The following is a 16,831-nucleotide window of genomic DNA, read 5'->3' as shown; positions in this document are numbered from 1 at the left end:
CGGTGCAGTACATGCGATAAGCCGTGTCACGAAGGCCTGCGCTACGCCTTGAGCGTGCGGTCCCATGGAAACAGCTTGCGGCCGAGCCAGGCCAGCACGAGATCGGTGCCCAGACCGATGATGCCGATCATCATGATCGCCGCGTAGACGTTCTCGAAATGCTCGTAGCGCGCCTGCTGCGTGATGTACCAGGTGATGCCCGAACTGGTGCCGACCAGTTCCGCGACGATCAGATAGGTCCACGCCCAGCCGAGCAGAATGCGCTGATCGCGATACAGATCCGGCAGAATGCCGGGAATCACCACATGGGTGAGGAGCTTGAACTTCTTCGTGCCGAGGGTCATCGCGGCTTCGAACAGGCCGTATTCGAGCTTGCGGGTGGTGTTCGCCACGATCAGCACCTGCTGGAACAACGTGCCGATCACGATGATCGCGATCTTCGGGCCGTCGTAAATGCCGAGGATCGCCACCATCAGCGCGCCGAACGCGGGTGCCGGCAAATAGCGGAAGAACTCGAAGAACGGCTCCTGCAAACGCGCAATCGCGCTATACGTGCCGCACACAATGCCGATCGGCACGCCGATCACGGACGACAGCACGAAGCCCCAGAAAATCACCTGAATGCTATGCCACAGGCTTTGATGCAGCCACGCGCCGTCGCGCGACGCGGGCGGCGTGGTGAACGCGGTGTAGAACGCGCGCAGCACTTCATGGGGCGCGGGCAGATACACCGGGTTGACCGGCTCGCCCAACGGCAACGCCGTATGGGCTTCGCGCGCGTGGCTGAGTTCGTCGGCGAATACGTCCTTGTCGACACGCATGCCCGGCTGGAAATAGTCGACGCTGCCGGGACTCTCGATCAGCACCTGCGGATGCCAGATGAACGGCACGTAGCTGACCAGACACCACACGAGGAGCGGCAACAGGAACGAGCCCGCGCCCAACAGCCATTTGCCGCGTACGGAAAGTTCGCGGCGCACCGCGAACCATTCGGTTCTGTCAATGACGGCCATGTGATTCTCCGGAGCAGACTTCGGTTGGGCCATCCGCGGACGGTGAGGCGGGGGCCGTTTCGCCGTGCCACGCGCGCGCCAGATCGAGCAGCATCACGTCTTCATGCGCACGCGCGACGAACGTCACACCGAACGGCAGACCCGCGTGTCTGCCGATCGCACAGACGCCGGCCGGCACCGCCAGCGCGGACAGGTCGAGCAGGTTCACGAAGTTCGTGTAGTAGCCGAAGCGCGAATTCACGCGGATCGGGTCCGCTTCCAGTTCATCGACGGTGGCGGTGGTCGCCGAGGTCGGCGTGATGATCGCGTCGATGCGCTGCCAGACTTCGGCGGCCTGCATGCGCAGCAACGCGAGGCGGTCGAAGGCGGCGAACGCATCGGCCGCGCTCCAGCGCGCCGCCCCGCCGATGATCTCGCGGATCACCGGATGCAGCGCGTCAGGCTGCGTATCGACGAACTGGCGGATCGCGGCGAGCCGCTCCGCGACCCACGGTCCTTCGTAGAGCAGCCGCGCGGTGGCGAGGAACGGCTCGAAATCGATCTCGATCAGTTCAGCACCGGCTGCACGCAAGCGCGTCAGCGCGGCGTCGAAAGCGTGCGCGTACGAGGTGTCGCCGAAAAATTCGAGCTGGTTCGCACGCGGCACGCCGAAGCGCACACCACGCAGCGACCGTTGCGCACCGGGTTGCGTCACGGCCTGCGGCGGCTGGAATTCACGCGCATACGGGTCGCCTTCGGTCACGCCGCGTGCGGCGTCGAACACCCGCTGCGCGTCGTCCGCCGAGCGCGCGAAGATCGACACGCAATCGAGCGATTTACACGCGGGCACTACGCCTACCGTGCTCAACAAACCCTTGGTCGGCTTCAACCCGATCAGGCCGTGAAAAGCCGCGGGCACGCGTCCCGAGCCTGCGGTGTCGGTGCCCAGTGCAAACGCCGCCAGTCCGAGCGCGACCGAGACCGCCGAGCCGGAACTCGAACCGCCCGACGCATAACGTGGATCGAGCGCGTTGCGGCACGCGCCGTGCGGCGAACGCTGCCCGGACAGACCCGTGGCGAACTGATCGAGGTTGGTCTTGCCAATCGGAATCGCGCCGGCTGCGATCAGGCGCGCGACAACGGGAGCGCTCGCCGTAGGCGTGTACGCATAGGCAGGGCACGCGGCCGTGGTCGGGATACCGGCGAGGTCGATATTGTCCTTGATGGCGAACGGTATGCCGTAGAGCGGCAACGTGCCCATGTCGCGGCCTTCCAGTGCGTCGACGTAACGCATCATCTCGTCGCGGCTCAAAGGACGGATCCACGCATGATGCGGGTCGTCGCCCGAGGTGCGCGCGGCGATCGCGTCGACCAGTTGCGCGGGCGTCAGGCTGCCGGCGCGGTAGCGCGCCTGTAGTCCGGCGATCGACATGGACTGGAACAGATCGTCGTGTGATTTCATTTGCATGTGGCCTCCTCGGTGGCGTCGGCTGCAATGCCGGCGCGCATCACCATCAAACGTTGCCCCGCGACGACCGCCGCGCCCTGGGCGCAATCGATCGCTTCAATCACGCCGTCGCCAGTCACGGTGACGGATATTTCCATCTTCATCGACTCGACGATCGCAACCGCCTGGCCGTCGCTCACGCGGTCGCCTTCGCTCACGAGCAGCTTCCACACGCTGCCCGACACGTCGGCGACGATGCCTTGCTGACCGGCCGAAAGCGCGTCGTTCGCCGCAGTGCCGGCGGCTGCATCGCCATCCGTTTCGCCATCAGTTTCGCCGACGTATTCGGCATGACCGGCGGCGTTCCAGCGCTCGCGCTCCGCGTCGAAGGCGGCTTGCTGCGCGCTTTTGAACGCGGCAATCGATCCGGCTTCGTCTTTCAGGAAGCGGTTGTACGCGCCGAGGTCGAACACGGACTCCTCGATCTTCAGGCTCGCGCGGCCCGCGATGAAATCCGTGCGCAGCTCGGCCAGCTCCGCTTCGCTGACTTCGTAGAAGCGGATTTCGTCGAAGAAGCGCAGCAGCCAGGGCTTGCCCGCTTCGAACTCGCGCGTGGTGCGATAGCGGTTCCACATCTGCACGGTGCGGCCGACGAACTGATAGCCGCCCGGCCCTTCCATCCCATACACGCACAGATACGCACCGCCGATGCCCACCGCGTTCTCCGGCGTCCACGTGCGCGCCGGGTTGTATTTGGTGGTGACGAGCCGGTGGCGCGGATCGAGCGGCGTCGCGACCGGTGCGCCGAGATAGACGTCGCCGAGGCCCATGACGAGGTAGCGCGCGTCGAACACAATGCGCTTCACGTCGTCGATGCTATTCAACCCATTGATGCGGCGAATGAACTCGATATTGCTCGGACACCACGGTGCATCGGGACGCACCGACTGCATGTAGCGCTCGATCGCGATTCGCGTCGACGGGTCGTCCCAGGAGAGCGGCAGATGCACGATGCGGTTCGGCACGCGCATCTCGTCGACGGCGGGCAGTTCGCGCTCGGCTTGCTGGAGATGCGCGAGCAAGGTGTCGTGCGACAGCATGCGATGGTCGAAATGCACCTGCAACGAACGGATGCCGGGCGTCAGATCGATGATGCCCGGCAGCCGGTGCGCGTCGAGCCAGTTCATCAACGCATGCACGCGAAAGCGCAGGTTCAGGTCGAGCACGAGCGGGCCGTATTCGATCAGCACGTTCTGGTCGCCGGAGCGGCGATACACCACGCCAGTGCCCTCGCCTGCCGTGGGATCGCGATAGAGGATGCAATCGTGGCCAATGTCGCCGGCCTGAGCCACATGCTCCGGCGCGGCGAGCGCCGCTTTGACCGGCATGCGTTCGAAGCGCACCGTATCGCCGGGGCGCAGTTGCCCGAGCTTCCACAACTCCTCGCCCACCACCGTGACCGGACATACGAAACCGCCCAGACTCGGACCGTCGGGGCCGAGAATCACGGGCATGTCGCCGGTGAAATCCACCGCGCCGACCGCATACGCGTTGTCGTGAATATTCGACGGATGCAGCCCCGCCTCGCCGCCGTCCGTGCGCGCCCATTGCGGCTTCGGGCCGATCAGGCGCACCCCCGTGCGGCTGGAGTTGTAGTGCACCGTCCAGCGGGTGCCGTAGAGCATCGCGATGTCGTCGGCCGTGAAGAAATCGGGCGCGCCATGCGGGCCGTCGAGCACGCCGAGCGTCCAGTCGTGCGTCATCTCCGGCACGCGTGCCGCGTCCAGTTGCGCGCCCGCTTCGCCACGGCCCGCTCCGTCCGCGAGATGCAGCACGTCACCCTTGCGCAGCGCACGCCCCGCATGGCCGCCGAACTGGCCGAGCGTGAAAGTCGCCTTGCTGCCCAGATAATCCGGCACTTGCAGGCCGCCCTTGAGTGCGAGACACACCCGCATGCCGGCGCCCGTCACGCCGCCGAGCTTGAGCACCGAACCCGCAGGCGCGCGCGTGACCTGCCAGAGCGTAACCGGCGCACCGTCCAGCGTCGCAGCGAGCGGCGCGCCGCCCAGCACGAACAGCGTCGCGGTATTGAAGCGCAACGTGGCGCCGACCATCGCGCATTCGAGCCCTGCGGCATCGGCGGGATTGCCGAGCAGTTCGTTGGCGAGGCGGAACGACAGATCGTCCATCGGACCCGACGGCGGCACGCCGATGTCCCAATAGCCGGTGCGTCCGGGCGTCTGCTGCACGGTTGTCTGCACGCCGCCGTCGAGCACGTCGATGGTGTGCGGCGCGAACATGAAGCGCGACAGGAACGCCGTGGTCTGCTCACCGCGTGCAAACGTCGCCGAGCCGGCAATCGCGCGCAGATAGTCGAGATTGGTCTCGATGCCGTAGAGCTGCGTTTCTTCCAGCGCGGCGCGCAGTGCCGCGAGCGCGGCCTCGCGCGTTTCGCCTTTGACGATGAGCTTGGCGAGCAACGGATCGTAGAAAGCACTGACTTCCGTGCCCGCATCGACCCAGGTGTCGACCCGCGCGGCGGCGGCGAACGCGACATGCGTCAGCACGCCCGCGCTCGGTTGAAACTGCTTGTGCGGGTCTTCCGCATACAGACGCACCTGGATGCTTGCACCATGCGGCACGGGAGCGAGCGTGTCGAGCGGCGCGAGTTCGCCCTCGGCCTCGCGAATCATCCACTCCACCAGATCGATACCCGTGACCTCTTCCGTCACGCAATGCTCGACTTGCAGCCGCGTGTTCACTTCGAGGAAATAGAAACGGCGCGTGTCGGCATCGAAAACGAACTCGACCGTGCCTGCGGATTTGTACTTCACGGCCTGGGCAAGACGCACCGCGCTCGCATGCAGCGCGCTGCGTTCCGCATGCGTCAATCCGGGCGCGGGCGTTTCTTCGATCACCTTCTGGTTGCGCCGCTGCACCGAGCAGTCGCGCTCGCCAAGGGCGATCACGCTGCCGCGGCCGTCGCCGAAAATCTGCACTTCGATATGGCGCGCGTTCTCGACGAACTTTTCGAGGTAGACGCCGGCGTTGGCAAAGTTGGCTTCGCCGAGCCGCGCGACCGAGGCGAACACGCTCTCCAGTTGCGCCGCGTAGCGACACAGCGACATGCCGATACCGCCGCCGCCCGCGGTGCTTTTCAGCATCACGGGATAGCCGATCGAGTCCGCCTCGCGCAACGCCGTGCTCACGTCGGGCAGCAAGCCGGTGCCCGGCAGCAGCGCAACGTGGTTGGCTTGCGCCAGTTCACGCGCCGTATGCTTCAGGCCGAACTCGCGCATCTGCGCCGGGGTCGGGCCGATGAAGCGAATCCCCGCGTCGTCGCAAGCCTGCGCGAAAGCGGCGTTCTCGGACAGAAAACCGTAGCCGGGATGCACGGCGTCAGCGCCGTAAGCGCGCGCGGCATCGAGAATCGCCGCGCTGTTCAGATAGCTCTGCGCCGCGAGCGCCTGGCCGATGCACACCGCCTCATCGGCGAGCATCACATGCATGGCGTGACGATCGGCCTCCGAATACACCGCGACCGACGCAATGCCCAGACGCCTGAGCGTACGAATCACGCGGCAGGCAATCTCGCCGCGATTGGCAATCAGGACTTTGCGGAATCTCATTGCGCATCCCATATCGTCAGTCGCACGGGCGTCGGGTTGTAGCCGTTGCACGGATTGTTCAACTGAGGGCAGTTCGAAATCAGCACCGTCACATCCATGTCGGCGCGCATTTCGACGTACTTGCCCGGCGCGGAGATGCCGTCCTCGAAAGTCAGTTTGCCGGGCGGCGTGACCGGCACGTTCATGAAAAAGTTGATGTTGCTCACAATGTCGCGCTTGCCGAGTTGCGTGCCCACGCCGCAGGTGCAATGCGTGATCGCATGCAGGAAGCTGTCGCGGCAGTTGTGCATGTAACGCTTGTCGAGTGCATAGCGCACCGTGTTGCTTTCGGCCGCGCACGCGCCGCCGAGCGTATCGTGCCTGCCGCATGTGTCGGCGACGATCGTCAGCATCGGCTTGCCGAGGTTCGACATCAGCACGCTGCCGGCCGAGAGATAGAGATTGCGCTGCGCGCGGATCGTGTCCTGCGCGCTATAGCGTTCGAGCGGATCGGCGCTGTTGTAGAACAGCGTGTCGACCGCCTGATTGCCTTCCAGGTCGAGAATGCGGAACACCTGTCCGCGCTTGACTTCATGCAGCCACGGTTCGCCCGAAGGCAGCGTCAGGTCGTAGACCGCATGACGGAGTTCGAGCTTGCTTTCGATAATAGGCATAGCGGGTCTCCTTAAACGAACAGACGGTCGGTGTTGACGAAGCCGCGCTCATTCTCGGCACACGCCGAGCGGCAGAAATCGTCGGCCGGTACGCAGGCGTCGGCCGCATACGCGCGGTAGGCGATCAGCTTGACGGGCCTCGGTTCGTATTCGGATGAAGGGTTCAGCGGATGCGGCGCGGTGGAGAACGCGGCAAGCGTGTCCATTTCGAAGCGCAGGTCGAACGCCGCGCCGGCCGGCGAATGGCCTGCTACGAAGTCGAGCGCGCCGTCCTCGCCGATCGCGAGTTTGCTGAAGAAGTTGATGTTGGCGACGAGATCGCGTGCGCCGAGACCGTGCTTCGCCAGTTCGAGCAGCAGGCTGTCGCGGCCGTTGCGGATCATCGCGTTGCGATGCTGCTGATAACGGGCCACGCCGTATTTGCTCGCGAACAGTTCCGCGTCGCCGACCCCGCCGAGCGGATCGTGCCAGCCGAGCGTATCGGCCGTGATCGAAGCCAGCACGCGACCCATGTCCGAGTAGAGCACGTGGCCGCGCGTCAGATGCGCGGTGTGCTGCGCCTTCAGCGTATCGGCCATGTTGTAGCGTTCGAGCGGTTCGTCGTGCCGGTGGAACACGGCGGCCAGATTCGCGCCGCCTTCGCTATCGACGACGCGCAACGCCATGCCACGGCGCAGCACGCCGGACCAGTGCGTGCCGGCGGGAATCACCGTTTCCCACGCCACATGCGGGATCGGTGCGAGATCGACTGGGATTTGCGTCGACATGGAGGCTCCAGGTATCGGTTGGGAATAAGCGTGAGAGGGCGATTGACCGACATCGCGACCTCCCGGGCTTTTATCCCTCCGTGGAGCCTCGCCGGCGCCTTGAAAGAAGGTGAACGGCAAGACCGGATTGCTCTCGGACCAGGCATCGTGCGCATGAAAGCGCCCGACCGGAACCCTAGCGATCCTGAAGATGATGCAAATTACTTCGCACCTCTCGGTGTACAGCTAAGCGAGTTGTGTGCCAGTGTCTCGTCGCAATTGCGGCAAATGCGGCGTGGCAAGGGATTGGATATGAACGCGGCCTCGTCGCTCCGCGCGCCGAGGGATCGCTCACGCACCAGCGCCGTTGGTGGATTCGCACCAGTTGGAGGCGCCGGGCACCACGATTGGGCTGGACGGCCGTGCGTGTCACGCTCGGGATGGCTCCGGGCGATGGCATGGTGTGTGCATATCAACGCGCCACGTCCACTCCCTTTCTGACACGATCATGCCGACCCTTGCCGCTATTCGCCGCGCGCTTTACGCCCTCATGTCGGCACGTTTCATCGAACTGCAGAAGCAGCAGCGCCACTCGTAACCCAAAGCGGCGCTATCGTCGCGACGCTGCGCATTCAAGCTCCGCTATCGGCTCCGCGCGCGTCTTCTCTCAACCTTCAGCATCCTGCTCCGCGCCTGCATAACGCGCCTGCTGGCCGAAGCTCGCCAGCGCCTTCGATCCATCGGGCAACACGAGTTCTCCCCGTTCGAGACGCGCCTTCAGATAGGTAAAGCTCTGCGCCGTCTGCGCGAACAGATGGTCGCCCGCCGACACCGGCGGATATTTCGCCACCGCCTCGGGCGTCGCGAACTGCGGCAGCGGTGCGACCACCGTGTGATAGTCGCAGGCGAAAAAGAGCGGGAACGAGTAGCGCTCCTCCCTCACCTTGCGCACGCGATGCGAGGTCGCGACATAGGTGCCGCCCGTCCACACTTCCAGCATGTCGCCGATGTTCACGACGAAGGCGTTCCCGACCGGCGGCGCATCGATCCACTCGCCCTTGCCGTTCATGACTTCGAGACCTGGCGCGGTCGGCAGCAGGATCGTGAAGCACTCGTAGTCGGTATGCGCGCCGATGCCCGGCCGGTCTTCGGCTGACGGATCGAGCGGATAGTGGATCAGGCGCAACTGGCTCGGCGGCTTGCGCAGATAGCGTTCGAAGTGCTGTTCGGGCAGGCCGAGCGCGAGCGAAAAGCCTCGAAACAACGCACGGCCGAGTTCGAACGCCGCTTCATAGTAGCCGCCCACCGCCTCGCGAAAACCCGGTTGTTCGGGCCAGCTATTCGGGCCGAGCATCGGTGTGCCGGCAATCACGTCGGGGTCGTCGGCGGGCAGTTCGCGGCCTGTGTCGAACGCTTCCTTCCTGTCGCGCTTGCCGCCCGCGAAGACTTCCTCGCCTTCGGGCACATAGCCGCGATGCGCGCTCGAGTTGCCGATGTAATAGTGCATCTTCCAGTCGTGCCCGGCGGCAAAGAAGCGTTTGGCCTGCTCGATCAGCGCGCCCTGCTGTTCGCGCGACACCTGATGGCCGGTGACGTAAAAGAAACCGGCTTCGCGTGCAGCGCGATCCAGTTCGCGCGCGGTAACGAGGCGGCGCTCTATGTCGTCGCTGAAGAGGCCGCTGACATCGACGACAGGCAAGTGCTGAAAACCGGTATGGGTTGAGCTCATGAGAGGAGTGACGCCTGGGCGGCCTGCGGGTTGAAATGCGATTGCGTTTGCTGCGCGCCGCGCCCGGCAAGAAACGCGGCCAGATGGCGCCGTTCCTCGCGGCCCATCCATGTATTGATCTCCCATAGATCGGCCACCGGCGCATTCGTAAACGGCAGCGTGTGCAGATAGCCGTCAGGGCCGAACTCCGGCGTCATCGTCGTGACCGTGTAGCCCTGCCCGATCTGCGCGGTCCACAGCGCTTCCCAGATCCGCTGATGCGAGGCGAGGCAATCCGCGTACTCCGGCGCTGCCGGGTGCGGCACCTGCGGACCTTGCGGATAGCCGACACGGCCATGCAGATGATGCGCATGCGGCGCAAGTTCGAGGATCGTGTCCCACTCGCTGTCGAGCAGCCGCTCGCAGACGGACACCCAATGGCTGAAGTCGCAGGTCAGCTTGAGCGAGGGCACGGCGCGCGCGACATCCCGCGTAATCCACGGGTTGAAGAACGAACGCCCGCGGTGCGTTTCGAAACTGCAGATCACGTCGTGCTTCGCGGCGATTTCCACCGCGCGGGTGAAGAAGTCCACTTGGGTCGCGGCAGACCATGCGTCGCAACCGGCCATCACATTGAAGAAGCGCGGTTCGAGCGGCTTGCCCCAGACGATCTTCTCCTCCAGATCCCGCAGATGATCGGCCGACGTGGCCGAGCGCTCCGGCACATAGCTGCCCGCCGTCGTGATCTCCGCGATGAAGCCGAGGCCTTCGTCCGCGATCGCCTCCGCAAAAGCGTCGCGCGCCGCGCCGCCGGGCGGCACCGGCGCTTCGATACCGTCGAAGCCCGCGGCCCGCACCAGCGGCGCGGCATCGCGCGGACCGCCATCGAATCCCCAGAACGTCTTGAACAATTCGAATTTCATCACCTCTCCATTTACATGCAAAATTGCATGTAATAGTACATATTAAATTCGCGAGTCAATAAACTATCCGTGCATGGCCGTGCAAAAATCCGGGCACGCCCGATTTGCGGCTCGATTAGCACTTAAACTGTGCAGCCCTCCTCCTCGTGGTGAATCGATGAAGAAGAAAATTGCGCGTGCCAAAGGTCAGGCCGTCGCGCGCGCCATTCTCGACATGGACTGGCAATGGTCGGCGCATTTCGGCGATCTCGGCCTGAACGATCTGAACTACAGCGATCTGTTCTGCCGCATGTGGGTGGACCCGGAAGACTACTTCGCCAAGACCGCGCTCTACGAGTTCATGCCGGGCGTGAGCCGCCGTACCGCCGTGCGTTACGTTCAGGAGCTGATCGACCGCGGCTGGCTGCTGGAGACGAGTTCCGCCGAAGATCGCCGCATCAAGCAGGTGAGCCTCGCGGCGTCGATCGGGGAGCGGCTCGAGCAGTTTCTGGCTTACGTGCACCAACGGTTCGCGGCGCTGGATTGACAGCGCGTCCGCATAAACCCTGGCGCGAAATCCACTGGCATATTTCTCGCTAGATAATTCGCCGAGAGGTGCGGCAGCGTCGCATCTTAGGGATGCTAGGGTTCCGGTTCGAGAGAACGTCTGGTCCGAGAGCAGCCCGGTGCGCCGGCAGGTTCGATTGCAGACACGAACGGCTGGCGGCACTACACGGCGGGACAAAAGCCCGGGAGATTGGCGATAGCAATGTCTATCGTGCCTCTCCGTGGCCGGCGTTTGTCTCGTGCACGTTTGTTTCGTGCATGTGTCTCGTGCGTTTCCGCGCTTTGTCGTTCGCTCTCGCGCGGGAGCCGGTCATGTTGTTTCATCGCGCAGTCGCCGCGCGATCCAACTCAACAATCGCAATTGACCGGTCTCCTGGAGAAAACGATGAAACGCTTCGAATCTTTGCCCACATCCCGTCCTTCCCTCACTTCGCCCGCGCGCTTCGCGTCGGCCCTTCGCGTGCGTGGCGTGCTCGCCGTGGCCGCTGCCGCGCTCAGTATCGGACTGACTGCGGGCTTTACCGCGACCCCGGCGTACGCGGCCACGCCGCTCGCCATCGGCTATAGCGACTGGCCCGGCTTCGTCGCCTTTCAGATCGCGATCGAAAAAGGCTGGTTCAAGGAAGCCGGCGTGGACGTCAATTTCCAGTGGTTCGACTACTCGGCCTCGCTCGATGCGTTTTCCGCCGGCAAACTCGATGCGGTCGGCGCAACCAACGGCGACGCGCTGGTGACAGGCGCAAGCGGCGCCAAGAACGTGATGATCCTGCTGACCGACTATTCGAGCGGCAACGACATGATCGTCGCCAAACCGCCGGTGCGCACGGTGGAAGGATTGAAGGGCAAGAAGGTCGGCGTTGAAATCGGCCTCGTCGATCACCTGCTGCTCGACACGGCGCTGGAAAAACACGCGCTGAAGGAATCGGACCTCACGCTCGTCAACGCGAAGACCAACGAATTGCCGCAAGTGCTCGCGTCGTCCAAAGACATCGCCGCGGTCGGCGCCTGGCAACCGAACGCGGGTGAAGCGCTCAAGCGCGTACCGGGCTCGCGGCCGATCTTCACGTCCGCCGACGCCCCCGGCCTGATCTACGACGCGATCACCGTGAACCCCGTCAGCCTGCAATCGCGCAGGGCCGACTGGGCCAAGGTGATCACGGTCTGGTATCGCTGCGTGGCCTATATCAACGATCCGAAGACGCAGCCGGACGCGGTCAAGATCATGTCCGCGCGGGTCGGCCTCACGCCGGCGCAGTACCTGCCCCTGCTCAAAGGCACCCACCTGCTCGACTCCGCGGCGGCGAAGAAGGCCTTCACCAAAGGCGACGGACTGGACTCCGTGTACGGTTCGAGCGTGAACGCCGACAGGTTCAACGTGCGCAACGCCGTGTACAAGCAGTCGCAAAACGTGAGCGCCTATATCGACCCTTCGCTCGCCAACGCGCAGTAAGCAGCCTGCGAAGCGCTGCCGCTATAACCGCCGAAATAGCCCGCGGACCCGAAACTGTTATTCTTGCGTCTCTCCCGACCATCAAGGTCGCCTGCTGCCTCCGGGCGGCAACTCCCAGGCGGCGCTTCTGCGCCCGACTTCCGAGAGACAGGAATTTGCATGTTCGGTTTTCTGCGCGGCTATTTTTCCAACGACCTGGCAATCGACCTCGGCACGTCGAACACGCTCATCTACATGCGTGGCAAGGGTATCGTGCTCGACGAACCTTCGGTGGTCTCGATTCGTCAGGAAGGCGGTCCGAACGGCAAGAAGATCATTCTGGCCGTCGGCAAGGAAGCAAAACAGATGCTCGGCAAGGTGCCGGGCAATATCGAGGCGATCCGCCCGATGAAAGACGGCGTGATCGCCGACTTCAACATTACCCAGCAGATGATCAAGCGCTTCATCCAGATGGCGCACGAGTCGCGTATGTTCGCGCCGTCGCCGCGCATCATCATCTGCGTGCCGTGCGGCTCTACCCAGGTGGAGCGCCGCGCGATCAAGGAAGCCGCGCACAGCGCGGGCGCTTCGCAGGTCTATCTGATCGAGGAGCCGATGGCCGCGGCCACCGGCGCGGGCTTGCCGGTGTCGGAAGCGACCGGCTCGATGGTGGTCGACATTGGCGGCGGCACCACCGAAGTGGGCGTGATCTCGCTCGGCGGCATTGTCTATAAAGGCTCGGTGCGCGTGGGCGGCGACAAGTTCGACGACGCGATCGTCAACTACATTCGCCGCAACTACGGCATGCTGATCGGCGAGCAAACGGCTGAAGCCATCAAGAAGGAAATCGGCTCCGCGTTTCCGGGCTCCGAAGTCAAGGAGATGGAAGTCAAGGGCCGCAATATGTCGGAAGGGATTCCGCGCAGCTTCACGGTGTCCAGCAACGAGATTCTCGAAGCGCTGACCGATCCGCTCAACCAGATCGTCTCCGCCGTGAAGATCGCGCTGGAGCAGACGCCGCCGGAACTGGGCGCGGACATTGCCGAGCGCGGCATCATGCTGGCGGGCGGCGGCGCGCTGCTGCGCGATCTGGACCGTCTGCTGGCAGAAGAAACGGGCTTGCCGGTGTTCGTCGCCGAAGCGCCGCTGACGTGCGTGGTGCGCGGTTCAGGCATGGCGCTCGAACGGATCGACAAATTCGGCGGCGCGTTCTCTTACGAATGAGCCTCGCGCGCCTGCGGACGCTCGAACCACTCAAGCCGCTCAAGCAACTCAACCCGCTCAGGACACGAACGGCAGCTTGCTGTCGCGCGCCGCGGCAAGCATGGATAGTGTGATCTTGCGCACTTCCAGCTTGCTCTGCGTGATATGCGCGCGCAGCAGAATGATCGCTTCGGTCAGCCGGTTGCGTTCGATCAGATTGAGCATGGTGGCATGTTCGTCGTACGTGGCGCTGGTGCGGTGCGGTTTCAGAAAATCGAGCCGCCGCACAATGCGGATGCGCTCGGTCACTTCGTTATGCACGCGCAGCATTTCAGCGTTGCCGGTGGCGGCGACCAGTTGTCGGTGAAAATTTTCGTCCATGCCGAACATTTTCACCGGGTCGCTCTCGCGCAATTCGGGCTCGACGCACCAGACGGCCTTCAATGCCTCGACGGCGGCGTGCGCGCTATCGCCGCCCGTGCCTATCCGCTCCACCGCCGCGACTTCCAGCACGATGCGCAAATCGTAGAGCTGATCGAGTTGATCGAAGTTGATCGGCGAGACTTTCCAGCCGCGCCGGAAGCCGACTTCCAGATAGCCCTCGCGTTGCAGCCGGAACAGACCGTCGCGCATCGGCGTGCGCGACACGCCGTAGTGCTGCGCAATGCCGTTCTCCGAAAAACGGTCGCCGGGAAAGAGGCGAAAGCTGAAGATATCGTTCTTGAGCTGCTGATAGACCTGCTCGGCGAGCGGGTTGGCCGCGGCAGGCTGCGCGGGCGCATCCTGCACGCCTGAGGCAGCGGGCGTCTCCAGCAGATTGGTCGGGTCGTCGTTCATGTTGCCTGGTCCTTTGTTCTTATTATCGGCGTTTCATGGCATGGCGATAAGGCTGACATGCGCGGCGACGATTTTCCAGCCATCGGCGGGACTGAGCCTCGCCCACGTTTGCATCTGGCGACCGAGCAAGGGCGTGGCGTCGCTCGTGAATTCGGTGCTGACGGTGGCGAAGTCCGCGCCGAAGGTCGTCACCACGGTTCGATGCAGCTTGCGCGACTTCGGCACCGGCTCGCAGCGCTCGCGCCATGCGCGGATCGCTTCGCCGCCGTGCTGCACCTCGGCAATGCCGTAGCGCACCGTCTCCGGCGTGTGCCAGAAAAGCGCGTTCATCGCCTCGATGTCGTTCTCCACCAGCGCCCGTTCGTATTCGACGAACGCCGCCTGCACCTGTGCCACGATGTCGGGCTGATTTACTTCCATGCTGGGATCGTCCCGTCGATTTTCAATAGTGAGGACAAAGGTGCGGTCCAGCCGACAATGCCGCCTTGCGAGCGCACCATCTCGAGCGTCGCCTGTTTGAACGCGGGGAAATAGCTCGCGGTGGCGTCTTCGATCAGCAGGCTGTCGTAACCACGGTCGTTGGCTTCGCGCATCGACGTTTGCACGCATACCTCGGTGGTCACGCCGGCAAACACCAGATGCGTGATGCCGCGCATCGCCAGTTCCTCGCCGAGCCGGGTTGCGTAAAACGCGCCCTTGCCGGGTTTGTCGATTACCAGTTCGCCGGCCAGCGGCACAAGCGGCTCGATGATCGCATTGCCGGGCTCGCCGCGAACGAGGATGCGACCCATCGGCCCCGCGTCGCCGATACGCGCATTCGGCGCGCCGCGCAGACGCTTGGCCGGCGGACAGTCGGACAGATCCGCCGCATGCGATTCACGCGTATGCACGACGAGCCAGTGGTGTTGGCGCGCGAACGCGAGCAGCGCGGCCACGGTCGGCACGATCTCCGCGAGCAGCGACACGTCGTTGCCGAGCGATTCGCCGAAGCCGCCCGGCTCGATGAAGTCGCGCTGCATGTCGATCACGACCAGCGCGGTCTTTGCGGGGTCGAAGCTGAACGGTCCGGGTTGGGCGGCGATGCTCAGCAGGTGGGTCGATGTCATCCGATGGTTTCCCTCAGTTTTTCAGCCGGTGCGGCGTGTGGCGTGGCGGTGTCGCCGTGTCCGGCCATATGCTGGCCCAGCACCGTCCGATCCGCGCGCGCCGCCGGTGTTTCGAACACCAGCTCGCCCTCGGCGATCACCATGATACGGTCCGCCAGTTCGAGCAGTTCGTCGAGATCTTCGCTGACGAGCAGCACGGCCGCGCCCGCATCGCGCGCGGCCATCAGACGCGCATGGATATCGGCCACCGACGCGAAGTCGAGCCCGAACACCGGATTCGCGACGATCAGCACATCCACCGGCTGCCCGAGTTCGCGCGCCAGCACCGCGCGTTGCACGTTGCCGCCCGAGAGCGTGCCGATCGCGCGTTCCGGTACGGGCGGGCGCACGTTGAATTCGCCGATCAACTGCGCGGCGCGCTCGCGCATGGCGCGGCGATCGAGCCACCAGCCGCCGCGCCGCAACGGCTCGCGATCGAAGTCGCGCAGCGCGAGATTCTGCGCGACGCTCATGCCGCCGACGCAGGCGTTCTTCAGCGGCTCTTCGGGGATCGCGAACACACGCCGCTGCGTCATCTGTTCGCGCGTTGCATGGTACGGCCTGCCGGCCACCTGCATGTCGCCGGTCTTCACGCGGCGCTGCCCGACCAGCGCTTCCACCAGTTCCTTCTGGCCGTTGCCGGAGACGCCCGCGAGACCGAGAATTTCGCCCGCGCGCACGGACAGTGTTGCGTGCTTGACGGCCGTGTGTCCGCGGTCGTCTTCCACGGACACATCGCGCAGCGCGAGGCGCACCTGGGCGGATTCATCGACCGGCTTGCGCTGCACGCGCTCTTCGGTCACAGCCGCCATGACAGGCGCGTCGCCGGTCGCCACGGTGCCCATCATCCAGGCGGCGAGTTCGTCGCGCGTGGTGTTCGCGACCGCGCTCGTGCCGACCTGGCGCCCCTTGCGCAAGACCGTGACGTCGTCCGCGTAGGCCATCACTTCGCGGAACTTGTGCGTGATCATCAGCACGGTCAGCTCGCCGCGCGTGGTCAGATCGCGCATCAGGCCGAGCACTTCGTCGGCTTCCTGCGGCGTCAGCACGGAAGTCGGTTCGTCGAGTATCAGGAAGCGCTGCTGCAGATAGAGCTGCTTGAGGATTTCGAGCTTCTGCTTTTCGCCGGCGGCGAGTCCCGCGACCGGCGCGTCGAGCGGCAGGCGAAACGGCATGCGCTGCATGAACGCGGCGAGCGCCGCGCGCTCCGCTTTCCAGGCGATTTTCCACGGCATCTGCCCACGCGCGAGCAACAGGTTCTCTTCGACGGACAGGCCCGCGGCCAGCGTGAAATGCTGATACACCATGCCGATGCCGAGTGCTTGCGCATCACGCGGCGAATGAATGTGCACTTCGCGGCCGTCGGCGGCGATCTGGCCGTCGTCGAGCACGCCGTAGCCGACCAGTCCCTTCACAAGCGTGCTCTTGCCCGCGCCGTTCTCGCCGAGCAGCGCGTGAATCGTGCCGGCCTTGACCTTGATCGAAACGCCGTCCAGCGCGCGAAACGCGCCGAACGACTTGCTCGCGTTCAGCACTTCCACGCCGAGCGCCTGCCGTACCGTCGTCGACATGA

The 16,831-nt window shown here is 64.6% G+C and carries 14 protein-coding genes and 2 riboswitches; of the genes, 3 read left to right on the top strand and 11 right to left on the bottom strand.

All coding sequences use genetic code 11. The features are described 5' to 3' along the window. Window positions 1-41: 41 nt before the first annotated feature. From NE850_RS06905 to NE850_RS06875, 7 genes are all read right to left on the bottom strand, one after another. Window positions 42-1,013: an ABC transporter permease gene (locus NE850_RS06905; protein ID WP_310698562.1), complete on the bottom strand. Its 972-nt coding sequence runs from the start codon at window positions 1,011-1,013 to the stop codon at window positions 42-44. Beyond that, window positions 1,000-2,460: an allophanate hydrolase gene (atzF, locus tag NE850_RS06900; RefSeq protein ID WP_007177312.1), complete on the bottom strand. Its 1,461-nt coding sequence runs from the start codon at window positions 2,458-2,460 to the stop codon at window positions 1,000-1,002. The genes NE850_RS06905 and atzF overlap by 14 nt, the downstream gene beginning before the upstream one ends. Beyond that, a complete protein-coding gene (gene uca / locus NE850_RS06895) occupies window positions 2,451-6,068 on the bottom strand; it encodes an urea carboxylase (protein ID WP_310698560.1) in 3,618 nt (1,205 codons plus the stop codon). The genes atzF and uca overlap by 10 nt, the downstream gene beginning before the upstream one ends. Next, window positions 6,065-6,721 (bottom strand): urea amidolyase associated protein UAAP2, encoded by a 657-nt coding sequence (locus tag NE850_RS06890; RefSeq protein ID WP_007177314.1) that lies wholly within the window; start codon window positions 6,719-6,721, stop codon window positions 6,065-6,067. The genes uca and NE850_RS06890 overlap by 4 nt, the downstream gene beginning before the upstream one ends. 11 nt (window positions 6,722-6,732) lie before the next feature. Next, window positions 6,733-7,488, bottom strand: a complete 756-nt coding sequence (locus NE850_RS06885) for an urea amidolyase associated protein UAAP1 (RefSeq protein ID WP_007177315.1) — start codon at window positions 7,486-7,488, stop codon at window positions 6,733-6,735. Between the two features lie 57 nt (window positions 7,489-7,545). Continuing rightward, window positions 7,546-7,678: riboswitch (guanidine-I (ykkC/yxkD leader) on the bottom strand. A 456-nt stretch (window positions 7,679-8,134) separates the two neighbouring features. Then, entirely contained in the window at window positions 8,135-9,196 is a 1,062-nt protein-coding gene (locus NE850_RS06880; RefSeq protein ID WP_310698559.1) for a 2-oxoglutarate and iron-dependent oxygenase domain-containing protein, read from the bottom strand. Then, entirely contained in the window at window positions 9,193-10,098 is a 906-nt protein-coding gene (locus tag NE850_RS06875) for a sugar phosphate isomerase/epimerase (protein ID WP_007177317.1), read from the bottom strand. Before NE850_RS06875 ends, NE850_RS06880 begins: the two co-directional genes overlap by 4 nt. 157 nt (window positions 10,099-10,255) lie before the next feature. Here NE850_RS06875 and NE850_RS06870 point away from each other — a divergent pair, with 157 nt between their 5' ends. From NE850_RS06870 to NE850_RS06860, 3 genes are all read left to right on the top strand, one after another. After that, complete coding sequence (locus NE850_RS06870; RefSeq protein ID WP_007177318.1) at window positions 10,256-10,624, top strand: MarR family transcriptional regulator; 369 nt, start codon at window positions 10,256-10,258, stop codon at window positions 10,622-10,624. Window positions 10,625-10,708: 84 nt separating this feature from the next. Next, a riboswitch (guanidine-I (ykkC/yxkD leader) is annotated at window positions 10,709-10,835 on the top strand. 194 nt (window positions 10,836-11,029) lie between these two features. Continuing rightward, on the top strand, window positions 11,030-12,094 hold the full coding sequence (locus NE850_RS06865; RefSeq protein WP_007177319.1) for an ABC transporter substrate-binding protein: 1,065 nt from the start codon (window positions 11,030-11,032) through the stop codon (window positions 12,092-12,094). 159 nt (window positions 12,095-12,253) lie between these two features. Further along, on the top strand, window positions 12,254-13,297 hold the full coding sequence (locus NE850_RS06860) for a rod shape-determining protein (RefSeq protein ID WP_007177320.1): 1,044 nt from the start codon (window positions 12,254-12,256) through the stop codon (window positions 13,295-13,297). 57 nt (window positions 13,298-13,354) lie between these two features. Here NE850_RS06860 and NE850_RS06855 read toward each other — a convergent pair whose 3' ends face one another. The 4 genes from NE850_RS06855 to NE850_RS06840 are packed head-to-tail and all read right to left on the bottom strand — an operon-like array spanning window position 13,355 to window position 16,829. Further along, a complete protein-coding gene (locus NE850_RS06855; RefSeq protein ID WP_007177321.1) occupies window positions 13,355-14,113 on the bottom strand; it encodes a GntR family transcriptional regulator in 759 nt (252 codons plus the stop codon). A 33-nt stretch (window positions 14,114-14,146) separates the two neighbouring features. Next, complete coding sequence (gene hpxZ, locus NE850_RS06850) at window positions 14,147-14,533, bottom strand: oxalurate catabolism protein HpxZ (protein WP_007177322.1); 387 nt, start codon at window positions 14,531-14,533, stop codon at window positions 14,147-14,149. Then, on the bottom strand, window positions 14,524-15,219 hold the full coding sequence (locus NE850_RS06845) for a cysteine hydrolase family protein (protein WP_007177323.1): 696 nt from the start codon (window positions 15,217-15,219) through the stop codon (window positions 14,524-14,526). The genes hpxZ and NE850_RS06845 overlap by 10 nt, the downstream gene beginning before the upstream one ends. Further along, complete coding sequence (locus NE850_RS06840; protein WP_007177324.1) at window positions 15,216-16,829, bottom strand: ABC transporter ATP-binding protein; 1,614 nt, start codon at window positions 16,827-16,829, stop codon at window positions 15,216-15,218. The genes NE850_RS06845 and NE850_RS06840 overlap by 4 nt, the downstream gene beginning before the upstream one ends. Window positions 16,830-16,831 lie beyond the last annotated feature (2 nt).

Origin of the sequence: Paraburkholderia sp. USG1 (genome assembly GCF_031570135.1) — a bacterium.
GTDB lineage: Bacteria > Pseudomonadota > Gammaproteobacteria > Burkholderiales > Burkholderiaceae > Paraburkholderia > Paraburkholderia dioscoreae.
This window is presented reverse-complemented; position numbering and strand designations above follow the sequence as displayed.

Excerpts from the sequence above, each read along its gene's own strand:
- NE850_RS06905 (WP_310698562.1), bottom strand. The coding sequence starts at position 1,013 with ATGGCCGTCATTGACAGAACCGAATGGTTCGCGGTGCGCCGCGAACTT.
- atzF (WP_007177312.1), bottom strand. The coding sequence starts at position 2,460 with ATGCAAATGAAATCACACGACGATCTGTTCCAGTCCATGTCGATCGCC.
- uca (WP_310698560.1), bottom strand. The coding sequence starts at position 6,068 with ATGAGATTCCGCAAAGTCCTGATTGCCAATCGCGGCGAGATTGCCTGC.
- NE850_RS06890 (WP_007177314.1), bottom strand. The coding sequence starts at position 6,721 with ATGCCTATTATCGAAAGCAAGCTCGAACTCCGTCATGCGGTCTACGAC.
- NE850_RS06885 (WP_007177315.1), bottom strand. The coding sequence starts at position 7,488 with ATGTCGACGCAAATCCCAGTCGATCTCGCACCGATCCCGCATGTGGCG.
- NE850_RS06880 (WP_310698559.1), bottom strand. The coding sequence starts at position 9,196 with ATGAGCTCAACCCATACCGGTTTTCAGCACTTGCCTGTCGTCGATGTC.
- NE850_RS06875 (WP_007177317.1), bottom strand. The coding sequence starts at position 10,098 with ATGAAATTCGAATTGTTCAAGACGTTCTGGGGATTCGATGGCGGTCCG.
- NE850_RS06870 (WP_007177318.1), top strand. The coding sequence starts at position 10,256 with ATGAAGAAGAAAATTGCGCGTGCCAAAGGTCAGGCCGTCGCGCGCGCC.
- NE850_RS06865 (WP_007177319.1), top strand. The coding sequence starts at position 11,030 with ATGAAACGCTTCGAATCTTTGCCCACATCCCGTCCTTCCCTCACTTCG.
- NE850_RS06860 (WP_007177320.1), top strand. The coding sequence starts at position 12,254 with ATGTTCGGTTTTCTGCGCGGCTATTTTTCCAACGACCTGGCAATCGAC.
- NE850_RS06855 (WP_007177321.1), bottom strand. The coding sequence starts at position 14,113 with ATGAACGACGACCCGACCAATCTGCTGGAGACGCCCGCTGCCTCAGGC.
- hpxZ (WP_007177322.1), bottom strand. The coding sequence starts at position 14,533 with ATGGAAGTAAATCAGCCCGACATCGTGGCACAGGTGCAGGCGGCGTTC.
- NE850_RS06845 (WP_007177323.1), bottom strand. The coding sequence starts at position 15,219 with ATGACATCGACCCACCTGCTGAGCATCGCCGCCCAACCCGGACCGTTC.
- NE850_RS06840 (WP_007177324.1), bottom strand. The coding sequence starts at position 16,829 with ATGTCGACGACGGTACGGCAGGCGCTCGGCGTGGAAGTGCTGAACGCG.